Source organism: Mycobacterium sp. NGS18 (genome assembly GCF_059813185.1).
Genome location: NZ_JCALEC010000001.1, coordinates 92122 through 110244, shown reverse-complemented (window position 1 = coordinate 110244; position 18123 = coordinate 92122). Strand labels below are relative to the sequence as shown.

Below are 18123 nucleotides of genomic sequence, written 5' to 3'. Positions count from 1 at the left end.
CGGGGGGATTCAGGAGAGACCATGATGTTTACCACCAACAGAATTGTCTAGCAATGGATTTCGCTGCGCTGCCACCGGAGGTCAACTCGTCCCGGATGTACTCCGGGGCCGGCGCCGGGCCGTTGCTGGCCGCCGCCACGGCATGGAACTCGCTGGCCGCTGAATTGAACACCGCCGGCCTGGCCTACGACTCGGTGATCGACGAATTGTCCAGCGGCTGGGCCGGACCCAGCTCCGCGGCGATGGCGGCCGCTGCCACCCCCTATGCCCAGTGGATGCATGCCACCGCGGCCCAGGCCGAGTACGCGGCGGCCCAGGCCCGAACGGCCGCTGCGGCCTACGAGGCCGCGTTCGCGATGACCGTTCCGCCGCCGGTGGTCACCGCCAACCGCACCCAGCTGATGACGCTGCTGGCCACCAACTACCTGGGCCAGAACACCGCGGCCATCGCGGCCACCGATGCCCAGTACTACGAGATGTGGGCCCAGGACGCCACCGCCATGTACGGCTACGCCGGTAGTTCCGCGACCGCCAGCAGACTCAGTCCGTTCACCCAGCCGCCGCAGACCACCAACCCGGCGGGGGCGACGAACCAGGCGGGCGCCGTCGGACAGGCGGCCGCCACCGCGACCGGCAGTCACGCCGATACGGTGGCCTCGGCGGTCACCCAGGCGCTGCAGGGCCTGACCACACCGGGTGCCGCGGCGGCCGGATCCGATGCCTCCCTGTTCAGTTCGATCGGGTCGGCGGCGGCCCTGGAGCCCGGTGTGGCGGCCTCCTACGCGGCGCTGGCGGCCAGCCTGTTCGGCACCTTCGTGATCGACTCGGCGGGCACGTTCGGCGTCGACGCGGCCGGTTCCTTCGGTATCGACCTGATCGGGATCGGCGAGATCGAGAGCGAACTGCTGCCGGAGATGGCACTGGCCAGCGCGGTGACCCCGGTGAGCGCCGAAATGGGCGAGGCCGCCACGCTCAGCGGGCTGTCGGTGCCCCAGGCCTGGGCCACCGCCGCCCCAACCACCACGGTGATCCAGCAGGTCGGCGGGGCGTTGCCCACGGCCGCCGAGAGCGCCCTACCGGTCGCGGCCGGCGCCACCGCACTGCCGCTGGCCGCGATGGCCGCCGCCGGTCTGGCCGGGCGCGCCACCGCCGGCGTCGGGCGGGGGCGCGGCGGCGCCGCGTCTGGCAAGGCGGCCGCGAAAACGGCCGCCAAGCGGCCGGCCCGCCCGACCGTCAAGCTGCCCGACCGGCCGCAGGAGCCGGCGGCGCCGCCGGTGCGACCGCTGAACGGTCCGATCACCCGGATCTCCGGCGAGCTGCGGGAGCTGGCTGACCTGCGCGACGCCGGGATCCTCACCGAAGAAGAGTTCGCTCAGGAGAAGCGGCGCCTACTCGGCCGGTAACACCATGGATTTCGCGTTCTTACCGCCGGAGATCAACTCGGGCCGAATGTATTCCGGCGCCGGCGCGGGCCCGCTGCTGGCAGCCGCGTCGTCCTGGGATGCGTTGGCCGCCGAACTGAACAGCGCGGGCCTGGCCTACGAGTCGGTGCTCACCGAGCTGTCGTCCGGCTGGGCGGGCCCCAGCGCCGCCGCGATGGCCGCGGCCGCCGCGCCGTATGCCCAGTGGATGCGTACCGTCGGGGTCCAGGCCGAGGAGACCGCCATTCAGGCCAGGGCCGCCACCGCCGCCTATGAGGCCGCGTTCGCCATGACGGTGCCGCCACCGGTCATCGCCGCCAACCGCAGCCTGCTGCTGACGCTGGTCGCGACCAATTTCCTGGGCCAGAACAGCGCCGCGATCGCGGCCACCGAGGCCCACTACGCGCAGATGTGGGCCCAGGACGCCACCGCCATGTCCGGCTACGCCGCCGGTGCGGCCGCCGCCACCAAGCTCGTCCCGTTCACCCAGCCGCCGCGCACCACCAATTCCGCCGGGGCCGCCGCCCAGGCAGGTGCGGTGGGGCAGGCCGCTGCCAGCGCCGCCGAGGGCCAGGGTGAGGGGCTCCTCGCCGGCATCACCCAGGCGCTGCAGGGCTCCACCTTCCCGGCCGGCTCGTCGGCGGGTGCGTCGGCGCTGGCCGGTGTCATCGGCCCGTTGACGGCCGCGGCCTCGGCCAGCGCGCCCACCATCGAGCTCTCCAACGCCGGCCTCGAACTCGTCGTCGACTCGATCGGCACGTTCGGCATCGATGTGCTCGGCACTTTCCTGATCGATCCGCTCGGCGTCTTCGGGATAGTCGAGGAAGTGGCTCGGGCCGCGCTGGCCGGCGCCCTCCCGGTGGTGGCCAGCATGTCCTCGGCGACCTCGATCAGCGGTTTGTCGGTGCCGCTGGCCTGGGCGTCTGCGGTGCCGTCGGCGATCGGGCAGGTCGGCGTGTCGTTGGTGTCCGCCGGTGCCTCCACCGGCCAGGCGGCCGGAGCCGTCGCCGCCGGCGAGACGATGGTTCCCGCGGTGGGGATGGCCGCGGCGGGGCTGGCGGGCCGGGCCAGCGCGGGCGCCGCCCGGGGCCAGCGGGTCCCGACCACCGGCAGCACCACGCCGCGACGGCCGGCCCAGCGCCCCAACGAGCTGCCCGAGCTGACCCCGGAGTCGGCCTTCGGCCTGCTGATGGGCGCCGACGTCGAACTGCGCGAACTGGCCGAGCTGCGCAGCGCCGGCATCCTCACCGAGGACGAGTACGCCGCCGAGAAACGCGCCCTGGTCGGCCGGTAGGTCGGCTAGCGGCGATCGCAAGCGCGACGAAATCGGTCGCCGCCATCGGGCTACAGCAGGTAGGCCTGCTCGGGCTGCGGCTCGGCCGGCGCGATCAACTCCGGCCCGTTGTTACGCACACTGTTGACCAGTGTCGACACCTCACGCAGCACGATCCCCCGCGTGTCCGGACGCTCGGCCAGCAGCGCGGTGTCCACCGGGGAATCCGGATCCAGCCAAGCGTCCCAACGGCTTTCGGGCAGCAGCAGCGGCATCCGATCATGGATCCCGGCGAGTTCGCCGACCGCATCGGTGGTGATGATCGTGACGCTCAGCAGCGGGGCGGATCGCCGGTCGCCCCGCCAGACCGACCACAGGCCGGCCGCGAACAGCATCGCGCCGTCACCGTGGATATAGAACGGTGTCTTGCGGGCCTTCTTGCCGGCTGAACCGGCGGGTTCAGCGCGCCATTCGTAGAAGCCGTCCATCGGCACCAAGCAGCGCCGGTGTTCGGCGGCCGAGCGGTAGGCCGGCGAGGTGGTGACCTTGTCGGCGCGGGCGTTGATCAACAGCGGGCCGGCGGCGACCGGCGCGCCGTCGGGACCGGCTTTGGTCCACGGCGGCACCAGCCCCCACCGCATCAGCCGGACCCGGCGGGTCGGCATATCGTCGGGATCGGTGTGCCGGCTGACCACGGCCGCGATCGGGTCGGTGGGGGCGACGTTGTAGCTCGGACCCGAATCAGCGTCCGCCGGCACCTCGTTAACCGCATCGATCCGCTCGGCCAGCAGCGCCGGATCGGTGGTTACCGCGAAACGCCCGCACATGCCTCCATGGTGGCAGCTAATCGAGTCGGGTGGCGGTGACGGCCCAGAACGGCATGTGCACCAGGTTGTCTTCGAGCAGGGGCTGCAGGATCGCGAACCGCTGCGCCAGCGCGCGAACCCCGGCCACCAGGTCCTCCCGGCCGAGCGCCTCCATCACCGCGATCATCTCGGTGAAGGCATTGGGGTCGAAGGTGCCCTGATAGGTGGTGGTTCCGATGTGGTCGATGCGCCACCCCGCTTCGGCGAGCACCGGCCCGAACCGCTCGGGTGACAGGCCGTCCAGTTGCCAGCCGTTGACATTGTGGCGGCCCGCCTCGAACATGAACAGCCGCGCCTGCGGCGTGGTGGCCCGATGCAGGGCTCGCGCATAACGCAGTTGGGTTTCCTCGTCGTCCTGGAAGACGTGGTAGAACGCGCTGTCGACGACGGTGTCGAACCGGCCGTCGAACCCGGCGAGCTCGACGGCGTCGGCCACCTGGAAGTCGACCGTCACCCCGGCCGCCGCGGCGTTGCGTTGCGCCTGCGCGATCGCGGCCGGGGACTGGTCAACTCCGGTCGTCGAATAACCTTGCGCCGCATAGTAAATCGCGTGGTGCCCCGGGCCCGTGCCGGGATCGAGAATCTCGCCGCGCAGCGCTCCGTAGGCCACGAGTTGCTGCACCGCCGGCTGCGGGCGGCCGATGTCCCAGGGCTCGGGCGGCCCGGATGGGGCCTCGCCGACGAAGTCGGTATCGCTGTTCATCGCTGCCCACTGTGCGTGACGCCGGTTAACGCATTCAGAACGGGCGGTGTACGAACAACGATGACCGGCCCGGTGATGGCAAGATCGCCGCTGTGCGTCTCTCAGTGCTCGACCTCGCGCCGGTACGCACCGACCAGTCCAGTCCGGACGCGCTGGCGGCCACCATGCGCCTGGCGAAGCTGGCGGACGGGCTCGACTACACCCGCTACTGGGTCGCCGAGCATCACAACGTCCCGTCGGTCGCGGCGACCAGCCCCGCGGTGCTGATCGCGATGCTGGCGGCCGCCACCTCGCGGGTACGGATCGGCTCGGGCGGGGTGATGCTGCCCAACCACGCACCCCTGGCGGTGGCAGAGCAGTTCGCGCTGCTGGAAGCCGCCTACCCCGGCCGCATCGACCTGGGAATCGGACGGGCTCCGGGCGCGGACCCGGTGGCCTCGATGGTGTTGCGCGGTCCGGTCGGCCGCGGCGATCGGGACACCGATGACTTTCCCGACCATCTCGACGACCTGATCGCCCTGTTGGGCTCGGCGGGGGTGTCGGTGGAGCTGCCCGACGGCAGTTATGTGCTCAGGGCGACGCCGCACGCGCTGAGCTCACCGCGCGTCTTCCTGCTGGGCTCCTCGATGGCCTCGGCCCGGGTCGCTGCGGCCAAGGGGCTGCCCTACGTGTTCGGCCATCACCTGTTCGGCGAGCAGACCGCCGAGGCACTGGCCCTCTACCGGTCGGAGTTCGTGCCGAGCGAGGTCGCCGGCGAGCCGATCACCTTCCTGACCGTCAACATCGTGGTCGCCGAAACACACGCGGAGGCAACCGCTTTGACACTTCCGCACCTGCATCTGCAGGCGCGGACGGCGACCGGGCAACCGCCGGTCCGCCTGGAACTGGTCGAAGAAGCCCAGCAGGCGAGTCTCACGCCGCAGCAGCAGCGCTTCGCCCGGGGCGAACTCGAGCGTGCGGTGGTGGGAACGCCGGCCGAGGCGCTCGCGCAGTTGCGGGAGTTGGCCCGCCGGTTCGGGGTCGACGAGGTGATGCTCAATCCGGTCGCCTCGGCCCGCCGGGGTACCGACCCGGCCACCGCGCCGGGACGCGAATCCACTCTGGCGCTGTTGGCCGACACGATGAACTGAAGGTGAACTGCCGGTGACGGTTGCACGACTTCGCGGTGCGGTTCGGTGAATGAAACAGGCGCGGTTCCGAACGGCCGGTGAACAACTGCTGACAGTCTCCGAAAACGCACGTCCGCAGGTGTGTCGCGGCGTCGAAATCGCCTAGCGTCTGGGGTGTACCCAACCGGGGTAGCGCGATCGATGATCGCAGAGACGAAGGACTCGACGAGGAGCGTTATGTCGTTCGTAACCACGCAGCCCGAGGCGCTACTGGCCGCGGTTGCCAACCTACGGACCATCGGGTCGGCGATGTCCGCCCACAGTGCCGCCGCCGCGGCCCCCACCACCGGCGTCGTTCCCGCCGCCGCCGACGAGGTCTCCGCGCTGACCGCAGCGCAGTTCGCCGCCCACGCCCAGGCCTACCAGGCCGTCAGCGCCCAGGCCGCGGCCGTCCACGAGATGTTCGTGAACGCCCTGAGCAACGGTGCCAACGCCTACGCCGCCACCGAGGCCGCCAACGCGGCCGCGGCCGGTTAGGTCACGGCCATGGATTACCTGTCCTCTCCGCCGGAGATCACCTCCGCCAAGATCTATGCCGGGCCGGGCTCGGAACCGATGACCGTGGCGTCGTCGGCGTGGAGTTCGCTGGCCGCCGAACTGAAATCGATCGCGGCTTCGTACCGGGCGGTCATCAACCAACTGACTTCCGAGGAATGGCTGGGGCCGGCCTCGGCGACGATGGCCACCGCGGCGGCGCCCTACATCAACTGGATGGAGCTCACCGCTGCGCAGGCCGAGCAGGCCGCCGGGCAGGGCCGCGCCGCCGCAGCCGCCTACGAGACGGCGCGCGCGACGATCGTGCCGCCGGTGGCGGTCACGGCCAATCGCCAGCTGCTGCAGCAGCTGGTCAACACCAACATCCTCGGGCAGAACACCCCGTCGATCGCGGCCACCGAAGCCGAGCACGGCGAGATGTGGGCGCAGGACACGATGGCGATGTACGGCTATCACGCCCAGTCCAGCGCAGCGACCACGCTGAATGAGTTCACCGCCCCGCCGAACCCGACCAACCCCGGCGGCGAGGCCGCCACCGGCAACGCGGTCGCCCAGGCGACCGCCAGCGCCACCGGGACGCAGGCCACCAAGGCGTCCGGCACGTTGCAGGGCCTGGTGAACTCGCTGACGTCGCAGGCGACCGACACCACCGGCAACCCGGCCCAGGACATCCTCGACGACCCGAACTACAACCTGGGCAACCAGCTGATGACCCAGCTGGTGACCGGCTCGAACCTGCAGTCGAACAACATCTGTGCGGTCTGGCGTGGTGTCAGCGGTGTGCTCGGGCTGCAGAAGCTGGGTGCTGACGCGATGAAGGGCGCCTCCAGTGCTGCCTCGAGTGCCGCCGGTGCTGCGGCATCGGGTGCCGCCAACGCCGCCTCGGGCGCGGCCGGCTCGATCGGCGGCCTCTCGGTGCCGCCCGCCTGGGTCCCGCCCGCACCGCCGATGAGCGCACTGGGACCGGTTTCCGGCGGCTCGTGGGTCCCGGTCGGACCCGCGGCGGCAGCTTCGGTTCCGTCAGCCGGCGGGATCCTCGGTACGACGCCGATGACGCCCCCGACCGGTATGCCCGGTATGCCCGGTGTCCCGGCGGCCGCGGCCGGCGCGGCCGGTGCCGGATACCGCGGGTTCGGCGCGCCTCGCTACGGGACGGCGTTGACCGTCATGCCACGGCGTCCCTTCGGCGGATAGCACCAAGGGGCCAAGTGATCGACTACGGGGCACTGCCACCGGAGATCAATTCCGCACGGATGTACGCGGGAGCCGGGTCCGGCCCGATGCTGGCAGCTGCGACGGCCTGGGATGTGCTGGCCGAAGAGTTGAGTCTGACCGCGGCTGCGGTGGACATGACCATCGCGGATCTGACCAGCGGCCCGTGGCGCGGGCCCTCGGCCACCGCCATGGCCGCCGCGGCACTACCGTTCACCACCTGGTTCAAGACCACCGCAGCCCAGGCCGAGCTGGCCGCCAGCCAGGCCAAGGCCGCCGCGGCCGCCTTCGAGGCGGCGTACGCGATGACCGTTCCTCCGCCGGTGGTGCTGGCCAACCGGGTCCAGCTGATGACGCTCGTCGCCACCAACTTCTTCGGCCAGAACACCCCGGCGATCGCGGCGACCGAAGCCCACTACGCGGCGATGTGGGCGCAGGATGCCGCGGCGATGTACGGCTACGCGGGAGGTTCGGCTGCGGCCACCCAGCTGTCGGAGTTCACCTCGCCGCCGCAGACCACCAATCCCACCGCGCCCGCTGCGCAGGCCGCCGCGACCACCCAGGCCGCCGGCAACTCCGCGGCCTCGCAGGCGTCGTCACAGTCGCTGACCGCCATGCAGTCGCTCGCGCAGGCTGGCACCGCAACCGGGTCACCCGCCGCACCGGGGAGCGGCACCGTGCCGCCTACCACGGCAGCCCTGCAACAGATGGTCAATCAGCTGACGACCTACACCCGCCTCGCCAACTCCTCCATGGGTCTCTTCCGGATCGGCGACTCCGTCGGCCAGGGGCTCAACGGCTGGGAGGTTTCCGGGCCGGCCGTCGCGGACTCCAAGGCATTCTTGGCAACCCTGGCGCCGGCCGTAGAGGCGACCAAGAGCGCGGGGACCGCGGCCGCCCACACCCCGGGTTTCGGCGCCGCCACGCCGTCGGCCTCGCTGGGCCGCGGTATCCAGGTCGGAGCCCTTTCGGTGCCGCAGAGTTGGCCCGTCGCACCGGCTTCGGCCAACCCGTCCGCGGCGACGCTGGTGTCCAGCCGGATCGCAACGACTGCCGCAACGGAGGCCGGCGTGATGCCCCGGGCCGGTATCCCCGGAATGGCCGGCATGCCCGGGTCCAGTGCTGCTGCCGCCGGCGGGGCCACCGGCTTCCGGTTCGTGCCGCGCTACGGCTATCGCCACCGGGTGATGAACCGGCCGCCGAGCGCCGGGTAACCGCGGTTTAACGCCCCAACGGGTAGTTGGCTTCACGCTCGACGGTCGAACGTGAAGTCAGCTTCACGCTGGGCGTCGTCGAGTTCGAATCAGGCCGGTTTGGCCGGCTTGGGGATATCGCCGACTACCTCGGCCGGCGCGTCACCGAAGCGGCTGGCGACCACCGGCACCCAGATCTGAGCCCCGCGCTGGCCGCACTCGTTGGTATCGACGGTGGCGACCATCGCCCCGTGCAGCACGCCCGCGATGGTCGGCTCCAGCGACAGCACCTGCGTAGTGGTCTGGTTGCCCAGCCGCCCGTCGGGGCCCAGACACGGCGCCGCCAGCTGCTGGGGCCGAGACCGCCAGGTGTCGCCGGCGTACTCGAGCACCATGTCGGTGCCGCCTTCGGGCAGCGTGGCCGCCTTGCGGTGATCCTTCTGGTCGAGCATGGTCGCCGTGGCGGTGCACAGGTTGTGGTCGCACGACGACCGGACGGCCCACCAGGTGCTCACGTTGGGCGGCTGGGGATTGGGCACACCGTTGTACTTCTCCCCCGCCCGGTTGGCATCGACGCGGTAGGTTCCCTCGAACGCCGGCGCCTTGGCCGGCGGCGGCACGATGGCGGCCGGCGCCTCACCGGCCGCAATGGCCGTCTCCGGCTGCTCGTCGGCCAGCAGCCCCGGAACGATGGTCGCCACCGACCCCACCAGCACCAGCGCCAGCGGCAGCACGACCGCCGGTCGGGCCAGTACGGCCAGCCGGCTTCGACGCGGCGCGACCAGGGACGCCGGTACCGGAACGCCCCGCACGACGGTGCTGGCGGCGTCGGAGGGCTCATCTGCGTCCGAGTCGTCGAGCCGCTCGGCCAGCGCCGTGACGAAGTCCGAACAGTTCCGGAACCGCTCGGCGGGGTCTTTGGCCAGCGCGGCGGCGAGCACGTCGTCGAAGGGCTGCAGCTCAGAACGCTGCGCGCTGACCAGCGGTGGCGGGGTGTTCAGATGGTGGCTGATCACGGTCACCGGGTTGTCGTGCTGGAACGGCGGCGTGCCGGTGAGCATCTGGAAGGTGGTGGCGGCCAGCGCGTACTGGTCGGCGAATTCCAGCCCCTCGGAACCCATCAGTTGCTCCGGCGCGGCATAGGCGATGGTGCCGATCGCCAAATTGCTCGCGGTCAGACCGCTGGGGCCGCTGAGCTGGCGGGCGATGCCGAAATCGGCCAGCACCGCGTTCAGCCCGCCGTCCTCCTGCTCGGTCACCAAGATGTTGCTCGGTTTGACGTCGCGGTGCACCACGCCCTTGCGGTGGGCGTAGTCGAGCGCGTCGGCGATGGAGGCGACGATCGGGACGACGTCAGCAGCCGGCATTCCGGCCGGAAACCTGCGGAAGATCAGTTCGCCGAGCGTCTCGCCGTCGATGTACTCCATCGCGATCCACAGCCGCCCGCGGAACTCGCCGCGATCGTGCACCCGCACGATGTTCGGGTGGTCGAGCACGGCGGCCGCTTCGGCCTCGCGCCGGAAGCGCTCCTCGTACTCCTCGTCGGCGCTCAATGACCGGCGAAGCACCTTCAGCGCATCGCGGCGCGGCAGCCGGGGGTGCTGAGCAAGGTACACCTTGCCCATGCCACCAGCCCCCAACAGTTTGAGGATGGTGTACTCAGCAAAAATCGAGCCCACTGCCAGAGCCATGTCCTCAATGGTAATGATCCTGGGTGAACGGCCGGGTGATGCAAAGCGGCCAACCGGCAAAGAACGCTACCGAGCGCCTGAACCGCCCGGTTGATGCGGCGGTCCCAGCTTCGCCTCTCCTCCGTCGAGCCTCACCGAACCGCCGGGTTGATGCGGCGGTCCCAGCTTCGCCTCTCCTCCGTCGAGCCTCACTGAACCGCCGGGTTGATGCGGCGGTCCCAGCTTCGCCTCTCCTCCGTCGAGCCTCACTGAACCGCCGGGTTGATGCGGCGGTCCCAGCTTCGCCTCTCCTCCGTCGAGCCTCACTGAACCGCCGGATACCAGCACCGGAGCGAAACGCTGGCAGGATGAACCTGTGACGACTTGGCCGGCCCCGACCACCAGCACCCCAGTCGACGCCACGGTCACCGTGCCCGGCTCGAAGTCCCAGACCAACCGGGCGCTGATCCTGGCGGCGCTGGCGGCGGCGCGCGGCGGGCAAGTCTCCACCCTCTCCGGTGCGCTGCGCAGCCGCGACACCGATTTGATGCTCGACGCGCTGCGCGCTTTGGGGTTCTGGGTCGAGGCGGTGGCCCACCAGGTCACGGTCAGCGGCGAGATCGACCCCGAGCCCGATACCCGGTTGAACTGCGGTCTGGCCGGCACCGTGTTGCGGTTCGTGCCGCCGCTGGCGGCGCTGGGCACCGCTCCGGTGATCTTCGACGGTGACGAGCAGGCCCGCGACCGGCCCATCGCGCCGCTGCTGGACGCGATGCGCGGCCTGGGTATCGCCGTCGACGGTGACACGCTGCCGTTCGCGATCAAGGGCGCCGGATCGGTCGCCGGCGGCACCGTGCCGATCGACGCCTCGGCGTCCTCGCAGTTCGTCTCCGGCTTGCTGCTGGTCGGCGCCGCCTTCGACGCCGGATTGACCGTGCTGCACACCGGTGCGTCGTTGCCCTCGGCGCCGCACATCGCGATGACGGTGACGATGCTGCGCCAAGCGGGAATCGACGTCGACGACACCACCCCGAACTGCTGGCGGGTGCGACCGGGGACGCCGGCGGCCCGGCACTGGGAAATCGAGCCGGACCTGTCCAACGCCACCCCGTTCCTGGCCGCCGCGGTGGTCACCGGCGGCACGGTGCGCATCGCCGATTGGCCGAGCGCCGGCGTGCAGCCCGCCGCCGTCATCACCGAGATCTTCAGCCGGACCGGCGCCGTCGTCGATCACTCGGATACCCAGCTGGAGGTGCGCGGACTGCGGACCTATGAAGGCTTTGACGTGAACCTGCGCGCGGTCGGCGAGCTCACGCCGACGGTGGCCGCGCTGGCCGCCCTGGCCGCACCCGGGTCGGTGTCGCACCTGCGCGGGATCGCGCATCTGCGCGGGCACGAGACCGACCGGCTGGCGGCGTTGACCACCGAGATCAACCGGCTGGGCGGCCAGGCCGTCGAGACGGCCGACGGCCTGGTGATCACCGCGACACCGCTGCACGGCGGAACCTGGCACTCCTATGCCGATCACCGGATGGCCACCGCCGGCGCGATCATCGGGTTGCGGGTCGCCGACGTCGAGGTCGAGGACATCGAGACAACCGCCAAGACGCTGCCGGCGTTCCCCCGGATGTGGGCGGAAATGCTGGCCGAGTCGGGTTCGGGCGCTTGAAGCCCGGCGACTACGACGAATCCGACGTCAAGGTCCGTTCCGGCCGGGGCTCCCGGCCGCGAACGAAAATCCGCCCCGAGCACGCCGACGCGCAGTCGGCCATGGTGGTCAGCGTCGACCGCGGTCGCTGGGGGTGCGTGCTCGACGGCGACCCGGACTGCCAGGTCACCGCGATGCGCGCCCGCGAGCTGGGCCGCACACCGATCGTCGTCGGCGATCACGTCGACATGGTCGGGGACCTGTCCGGCCGGCCCGACACGCTGGCCCGCATCGTCCGGCGCGGAGCCAGGCGAACGGTGTTGCGGCGCACCGCCGATGACACCGATCCGACCGAGCGGGTGGTGGTCGCCAACGCCGACCAACTGCTGATCGTGGTGGCCCTGGCCGACCCGCCGCCACGCACCGGCCTGGTCGAGCGGGCGCTGATCGCCGCCTACGCCGGTGGCCTGGCGCCGATACTGTGCCTGACCAAGACCGACCTGGCCGATCCGGAACCGTTCGCCGGCCAGTTCGCCGATCTGGACCTCACGGTGGTCACCGCCGGCCGCGACGATCCGCTCGAGGCGGTGGGCGCGTTGTTGGTCGACCGGATCACCGTGCTGCTGGGCCACTCCGGGGTCGGCAAATCAACTTTGGTGAACCGTCTTGTCCCCCAAGCAGATCGAGCTGTCGGTCAAGTCACCGTCATCGGCCGCGGGCGGCACACCTCCACCCAGTCGGTGGCGCTGCGACTGGTCGGATCCGGCTGGGTGATCGATACCCCGGGTATCCGATCGTTCGGCCTGGCCCACATCGCCCCCGACGACGTGCTGATGGCGTTCTCCGACCTCGCCGAGACGATCACCGGATGTCCGCGCGGCTGCGGGCACCTGGGACCTCCCGCCGATCCCGAATGTGCCCTGGACACACTCACCGGGCCGGCCGCACGGCGGGTCGCCGCCGCACGACAGCTGTTGGCGACGCTGCGCGAGACCTAGGGACCGCAGGGCTGAGGTCAGGCCGCCAGTCCGTCGATGCCCTTGTCCCGGCGCCAGCCCCGCACCGCCGAGATCGCGGTCTTGAGCCCGCGGCGCCGCCCGGTCACCGGGTCGGTCCCGGAGTAGCCCGGCTCCAGCGCGTCGAACATCTTCTCGCTGCGGGTCTCCGGGGCATCGTCGGCGGTGTCGCGCAGGAACCGGTCCGGCAGCGACAGTTTGGCGATGGTGCGCCAGGTTTTGCCGTACTGCACCAGGAACGGCCCCGAGGTGTAGGGCAGGTCGTATTTTGCGCACAGCGCACGCACCCGCACCGCGATCTCGGGATAGCGGTTGCTCGGCAGGTCCGGGAACAGGTGATGCTCGATCTGATGCGACAGGCTGCCGCTCATGAACCGCATCGGCTGCCCGGCGTCGATATTGGCACTGCCCAGCAGCTGCCGCAGGTACCACTGGCCGCGTGACTCACCGGCCATGTCGGTCTTGGTGAACTTCTCGGCCCCGTCCGGGAAGTGACCGCAGAAGATGATCGCGTTGGACCACACGTTGCGGATCACGTTGGCGATCGCGTTGGCCCGCACCGTTGCCCAGAACGTCGCGCCGGGCGACAGCGCGGTCACCGCCGGGAACGCGACGTAGTCCTTGAACAGCTGCCGGCCGGCTTTGCCGGAGAACTCCCGCAGCCGGACCAGGCTCGCCGCACGGTCGCTGCGGCCCTTGAAGATCTTGCCGATCTCCAAGTGCTGCAACGCGACTCCCCACTCGAACCCGATCGCCAACATGGCGTTGTAGAACAGGTTGAACACGTTGAAGCGCTTCCAGGGCGCATCGCGGGTGACCCGCAGCAGCCCGTAGCCCACATCGTCGTCCATCCCGAGGATGTTGGTGTACTTGTGGTGCTGAAAATTGTGGGTGAAGCGCCAGTGCTTGGACACCCCGGCCATGTCCCACTCCCAGCCGCCGGAGTGGATCTCCGGGTCGTTCATCCAGTCCCACTGGCCGTGCATGACGTTGTGGCCGATCTCCATGTTCTCGATGATCTTGGCCACCCCCAGGGTCGCGGTGCCGGCCCAGCGGACCGAGCGTCGCGAACCGCCGGCCAGCAGCACCCGGCCGGTCACCTCGAGCACCCGCTGGGCGGCGATGACCCGGCGGATGTAGCGGGCGTCGCGCTCGCCGCGGGAGGCCTCGATGTCACGGCGGATGGCGTCGAGCTCAGTGGCGAAGTTCTCCACATCGGCGTCGGTCAGGTGCGCAAACACCTCGACGTCGGTTACCGCCATCGAACCGCCTTTCCCAACATGTGTTCCTGCTTGACCTACTCAATCGTAACCTACGTTTGCGTAGGTTACCAACGGGTAACCGTCAGACGTCCAGCTCGCAGTCACCGGCGGCCGTGCAGACGCAGGTCTGAATCCGGGTGCCCGGTTCGTGGTCGGCGCCGGTGCGCAGGTCGCGGGCCTGCCCGGCCACCAGCTCCACCACGCAGGACTGGCAGATCCCCATGCGGCAGCCGAATGGCATCTGCACCCCGGCACTCTCCCCCGCCTCGAGCAGGGTGGTGGCCGCATCCGTGACGACACTCTTGCCACTGGCCGCGAAGGTGACGGTCCCCCCGCCCTCGGCCGCCGCGGTGCGCGCCACCGTGAATCGCTCGATGTGCAGCTGGTCGGCGATCCCGGCCGCCGCCCAGATGCGCTCGGCGTCACCCAGCAGCGCCGTGGGCCCGCACGCCCAGGTCTGCCGGCCGCGCCAGTCGGGCACCTCGGCGTCCAGCGAATCCGGGCCGGAGAGGTCAAGCCGGCCCTGGGAGCGGGTGGTGCGCAGCAGCAGGCGGTAGCCGGGGTGCTCCCGCGCCAAGGCGGCCAACTCCTCGGCGAACAACACGTCTGCGGCGGTGGGCGCCGAGTGCAGGTGGACCACATCGGTGATGCCGTCGCGGCGGGCCAGGGTGCGCAGCATCGACATGACCGGCGTGATCCCGGAGCCGGCGGTCAGAAACAGCACGGTGGCCGGCGCCGGGTCGGGCAGCACGAATTCGCCCCGCGGAGCGGCCAGCCGCACCACGGTGCCCGGAGCCACGCCGTCCACCAGGTGGCTGGACAGGAAGCCCTCGGGCATCGCCTTGACGGTGATGGCGATGGTGCGCGACCCGCTCACCGGGGCAGACGTCAACGAGTAGGACCGCCAGCGCCAGCGCCCGTCGACCAGCAGGCCGATGCCGATGTACTGGCCGGCGGAGTAGTCGAAGTGAAAACCCCAGCCCGGTTTGATGACCAGTGTCGCTGAATCGGCGGTTTCGCGGCGCACCTCCAGCACCCGGCCGCGCAGTTCGCGCGCCGACCACAACGGGTTGGCCAGCCGCAGATAGTCATCCGGCAGCAGCGGCGTGGTGATGCGGGTGGCGATGCGGCGCAGCGCATTCCAGCCCGGATGGCGGTCGGCACCGGCGACCGTCGGACGCTTGGTGTCGCCGATGTTGGCGTTGATCGACGAATACTTCTTGCTCACTGAAACTTCCCTGCTCGCTGCCCGGGGGTCGGAAAAACTACGGTAGCGCAGCTTGCTCCGGCCGACATCACAGCAGGTCAAGCAGGAACGGCAGCTCCTGGGTGGCATACCAGGCCAGGTCGTGGTCCTGGGCGTCGCCGACGGCCAGCTCGGCATCCTCGTCACCGAGATCGGCGTCGTCGATCACCGCCACCGCCGCACGCACCGCCGGCTCGGCGGCCGCGTTGTCCACATACGCGGCGACCACGTCGCCGATCTCGACCGGCCCGGCCAACCGCACCACGGCGGCATCCAGTTCGGGACGGGCGGTGACCGGCTCGACCTCGGCGACCAGCACCGCCCTGCGGGTCGGCAGCTCGCCGGCCGATTCCGCGGTGTCCGTCGCGGCCCCGGCCAGCAGCCGCAGTGAGGCCATGGCCGCTTCGGCAAGGGCCACCTCGGCGAGTTCGTCGTCGTCGCCGTGCGCATAGGACTCCCGCAGGGCCGGCGTCACCGCGAACGCGGTCCCGCTGACCGCCAGCAGTGAACCGTCGGCGACCAGTTGGGCCAGCATGGCCAGCGTCGCCGGGATGTAAACCCGCATGAGCGAAGACCTTAGCCGCGCCCGCTCACGCCTCGCCCGTCAAGGTGGCGGCGTAGTCGGGTACGTACCGGTAGTTCTCGCGATCGGGGCGCTGATAGTTCCCGGTGTCGACGAGCCGCTCCGGTAGGTCCACCTGCCGGCGCGCCACCTCGGAATAGGGAATCGTCGACAGCAGGTGCGCCATCATGTTCAGCCGCGCGTGCTTCTTGATCTCCGACTCGACCACGTACCAGGGACTCGCCGCGACGTCGGTGTGCGCCATCATCTGGTCGCGGGCCCGTGAGTAGTCATCCCAGCGGTTCACCGCCTCGAGGTCCATCGGAGACAACTTCCACCGCCGCAGCGGATCGTTGCGGCGCTTGCGGAAGCGGCGCAGCTGCTCGCCTTGCGAGACCGAGAACCAGTACTTGCGCAGCAGGATTCCGTCGTCGACCAGCAGCTGCTCGAAGACCGGGGCCTGCTCCAAAAAGCGCGCGTGCTCGTCCGGCGTGCAGAATCCCATCACCTTCTCGACACCGGCGCGGTTGTACCAGGACCGGTCGAAAAGGGTGATCTCGCCGCGAGTCGGCAGCGCCGCGACGTAACGCTGGAAGTACCACTGCCCGCGTTCGCGTTCAGTGGGCGCCGGAAGCGCCGCCACGCGCACCACGCGCGGGTTGAGGCTTTCGGTGATGCGCTTGATAGCACTGCCTTTGCCGGCGGCGTCGCGGCCTTCGAAGATCACCACGACCCGGGCGCCGGTGGCCCGCACCCACTCCTGCAGTTTGACGAATTCGGTTTGCAGCCGGTGCAACTCGGCCTCGTATACGTTGTCGGCGATTCGGCGGGCGGCGGGCTCGCCGCTCATGTGGCCGCCTCCAGCAGCTCCGCGAGGGCCTCGTCCAGCAGCGCCGAGACCAGCCCGACGTCGCTCATCGACTTGCGGTCGGCGTTGACCCCGTAGTACAGCGTGCCGTTGTAGGACGTGACCCCGATGGTGAACGCCTTGTTGGGCAAAAGCGGCGGCACACTATAGGTCTCGAGCAGCTTGGCGCCGCAGACGTAGAGCTGGCGCTGGGCGCCGGGAGCATTGGTGATCAACAGGTTGAACACCCGCCCGGAGAACCCCGCGAAGGCGGTCGCAACCCGAACTCCCATCGCGTGCAGCGTCGGTGGTGCGAACCCTGACACGGTCAGGATGGTGCGGGCGTCCACCAAGCCGGTCGAAGTGGGGTGCGATTCGGTGGCGTAGGCGATCTGGGAAAGCCGCACCACCGGATTGGGTTCTCCGACCGGCAGATCCACCAGGAACGGGGTCACCGCACCGATGGGTTGGCCCGCGGTGTCGTATTCGTGGTCGGGGTACACCGACAGCGGCGCCATGGCCCGCACCGTGCGGGTCGATCCGACCGGCTCGCCGCGGGACAGCAACCAATTGCGCAGCGCCCCGGTGATCACCGCGAGCACGACGTCGTTGATGGCGCAGTCATAGCGGGCCCGTACCGTGCGGTAGTCCTCCAGCTTGCCCTGCGCCACGGTGAAGAGCCTGTTCTGCGAAACCTGGGTATTGAGTGGACTGTTCGGCGCCGTGCCGCGCGCGACCGCCCGGGCGGTGTCGAACGCCTTGCGACCCCACCAGCTCAGCGGGCTGCCGACCGTCGACCCCACCGCCCGCAGCTGGGTGCGCGGCGCCGCCATCCAGTCCCCGACCGCGCCCAGGACCAGTTCTACGGCGCCGGGCTCGCGGCGCGGCACCCAGATGTCCTCGTCGAACGGCGGCGGGCGCTGCGTCCGGTCGACCAGAACGTGCCCGAGGGCCGGTGCGGCCATTCCGTTCACCAGCGCCTGGTGCGACTTGATGTACAGCGCGATGCGATTGTCGGCCAAGCCCTCGATCAGGTACAGCTCCCACAGCGGCCGGAGCCGGTCCAGCGGCTGCTGGCCGAGGTGCGCGATCAGCTCGTGCAACTGCCGGTCGCTGCCCGGAGACGGGACCGCGAGATGACGTACGTGATAGGTGATGTCGAACTCGTGGTCGTCCACCCACACCGGGCGGGCCAGGCTCATGCTGACCTCGCGGATCTTCTGCCGGTAACGCGGGACCTGCGGCAGCCGTTGCTCGACGGTGGCCAGCAACTTCTCGTAGCTCAGCCCGCCCCGCGGATTGCGCAGCACATGCAGCGACTGCACGTACATCGGCGTGGTCGTGTTCTCCAACTGGTAGAAGGCCGCATCCGTCGCCGACAACCGGTTCACCATGAAGCCCGCCCTCCCAGCCGACTCGATCCGAACGGCGCTGCAAGCGCCCCGAACCGGAGAAACACTGCCGCTCACGGTAGCCCGCCGCCGTTGCGCCGCGCACGCGGATACGGCCGCGCCGCGATTGTGCCATGATCGCCGGACAC

Annotated in this window: 16 protein-coding genes; 8 read left to right on the top strand and 8 right to left on the bottom strand. The window is 70.3% G+C overall.

Annotated features, from left to right (window positions below):
* Window positions 1-53: 53 nt before the first annotated feature.
* Both AC5Y31_RS00535 and AC5Y31_RS00530 read left to right on the top strand, forming a co-directional pair.
* Complete coding sequence (locus AC5Y31_RS00535) at window positions 54-1403, top strand: PPE family protein, SVP subgroup (protein ID WP_499977392.1); 1350 nt, start codon at window positions 54-56, stop codon at window positions 1401-1403.
* Between the two features lie 4 nt (window positions 1404-1407).
* Window positions 1408-2715 carry a PPE domain-containing protein gene (locus AC5Y31_RS00530; RefSeq protein ID WP_499977391.1) on the top strand — a complete coding sequence of 436 codons (1308 nt, stop codon included), beginning with the start codon at window positions 1408-1410 and terminating at the stop codon, window positions 2713-2715.
* 50 nt (window positions 2716-2765) lie between these two features.
* On the opposite strand, the gene AC5Y31_RS00525 is transcribed toward AC5Y31_RS00530, so the two are convergent.
* Both AC5Y31_RS00525 and AC5Y31_RS00520 read right to left on the bottom strand, forming a co-directional pair.
* On the bottom strand, window positions 2766-3521 hold the full coding sequence (locus AC5Y31_RS00525; RefSeq protein WP_499977390.1) for an SOS response-associated peptidase: 756 nt from the start codon (window positions 3519-3521) through the stop codon (window positions 2766-2768).
* 16 nt (window positions 3522-3537) lie between these two features.
* Window positions 3538-4263: a class I SAM-dependent methyltransferase gene (locus AC5Y31_RS00520; RefSeq protein ID WP_065024663.1), complete on the bottom strand. Its 726-nt coding sequence runs from the start codon at window positions 4261-4263 to the stop codon at window positions 3538-3540.
* Between the two features lie 92 nt (window positions 4264-4355).
* On the opposite strand from AC5Y31_RS00520, the gene AC5Y31_RS00515 reads away from it, so the two are divergent.
* From AC5Y31_RS00515 to AC5Y31_RS00500, 4 genes are all read left to right on the top strand, one after another.
* On the top strand, window positions 4356-5393 hold the full coding sequence (locus AC5Y31_RS00515; protein ID WP_065024662.1) for an LLM class flavin-dependent oxidoreductase: 1038 nt from the start codon (window positions 4356-4358) through the stop codon (window positions 5391-5393).
* A 216-nt stretch (window positions 5394-5609) separates the two neighbouring features.
* The gene (locus AC5Y31_RS00510) at window positions 5610-5909 is read left to right on the top strand and encodes a PE family protein (RefSeq protein ID WP_065024661.1); all 300 of its coding nucleotides are present in this window, start codon (window positions 5610-5612) and stop codon (window positions 5907-5909) included.
* Between the two features lie 9 nt (window positions 5910-5918).
* Window positions 5919-7121 (top strand): PPE family protein, encoded by a 1203-nt coding sequence (locus AC5Y31_RS00505; RefSeq protein WP_301634308.1) that lies wholly within the window; start codon window positions 5919-5921, stop codon window positions 7119-7121.
* Window positions 7122-7135: 14 nt separating this feature from the next.
* On the top strand, window positions 7136-8353 hold the full coding sequence (locus AC5Y31_RS00500) for a PPE family protein (RefSeq protein WP_499977389.1): 1218 nt from the start codon (window positions 7136-7138) through the stop codon (window positions 8351-8353).
* Between the two features lie 89 nt (window positions 8354-8442).
* Here the strand turns inward: AC5Y31_RS00500 and AC5Y31_RS00495 are convergent, their stop codons facing one another.
* Window positions 8443-10023 carry a serine/threonine-protein kinase gene (locus AC5Y31_RS00495; protein ID WP_065024658.1) on the bottom strand — a complete coding sequence of 527 codons (1581 nt, stop codon included), beginning with the start codon at window positions 10021-10023 and terminating at the stop codon, window positions 8443-8445.
* Window positions 10024-10378: 355 nt separating this feature from the next.
* Here AC5Y31_RS00495 and aroA point away from each other — a divergent pair, with 355 nt between their 5' ends.
* Together aroA and rsgA are read left to right on the top strand one after the other, a co-directional pair.
* Entirely contained in the window at window positions 10379-11671 is a 1293-nt protein-coding gene (gene aroA / locus AC5Y31_RS00490) for a 3-phosphoshikimate 1-carboxyvinyltransferase (RefSeq protein WP_499977388.1), read from the top strand.
* Window positions 11668-12648: a ribosome small subunit-dependent GTPase A gene (gene rsgA, locus AC5Y31_RS00485; protein WP_499977387.1), complete on the top strand. Its 981-nt coding sequence runs from the start codon at window positions 11668-11670 to the stop codon at window positions 12646-12648. Before aroA ends, rsgA begins: the two co-directional genes overlap by 4 nt.
* A gap of 17 nt (window positions 12649-12665) precedes the next feature.
* Here rsgA and AC5Y31_RS00480 read toward each other — a convergent pair whose 3' ends face one another.
* From AC5Y31_RS00480 to AC5Y31_RS00460, 5 genes are all read right to left on the bottom strand, one after another.
* Entirely contained in the window at window positions 12666-13928 is a 1263-nt protein-coding gene (locus AC5Y31_RS00480) for a fatty acid desaturase family protein (protein WP_065024656.1), read from the bottom strand.
* 82 nt (window positions 13929-14010) lie between these two features.
* Entirely contained in the window at window positions 14011-15156 is a 1146-nt protein-coding gene (locus AC5Y31_RS00475; protein ID WP_065024655.1) for a ferredoxin reductase, read from the bottom strand.
* Between the two features lie 67 nt (window positions 15157-15223).
* Complete coding sequence (locus AC5Y31_RS00470) at window positions 15224-15739, bottom strand: DUF6912 family protein (protein WP_065024654.1); 516 nt, start codon at window positions 15737-15739, stop codon at window positions 15224-15226.
* Between the two features lie 25 nt (window positions 15740-15764).
* A complete protein-coding gene (ppk2, locus tag AC5Y31_RS00465) occupies window positions 15765-16586 on the bottom strand; it encodes a polyphosphate kinase 2 (RefSeq protein ID WP_499977386.1) in 822 nt (273 codons plus the stop codon).
* Window positions 16583-17977 (bottom strand): WS/DGAT/MGAT family O-acyltransferase, encoded by a 1395-nt coding sequence (locus AC5Y31_RS00460; RefSeq protein WP_065024652.1) that lies wholly within the window; start codon window positions 17975-17977, stop codon window positions 16583-16585. Before AC5Y31_RS00460 ends, ppk2 begins: the two co-directional genes overlap by 4 nt.
* Between the last annotated feature and the right edge of the window lie 146 nt (window positions 17978-18123).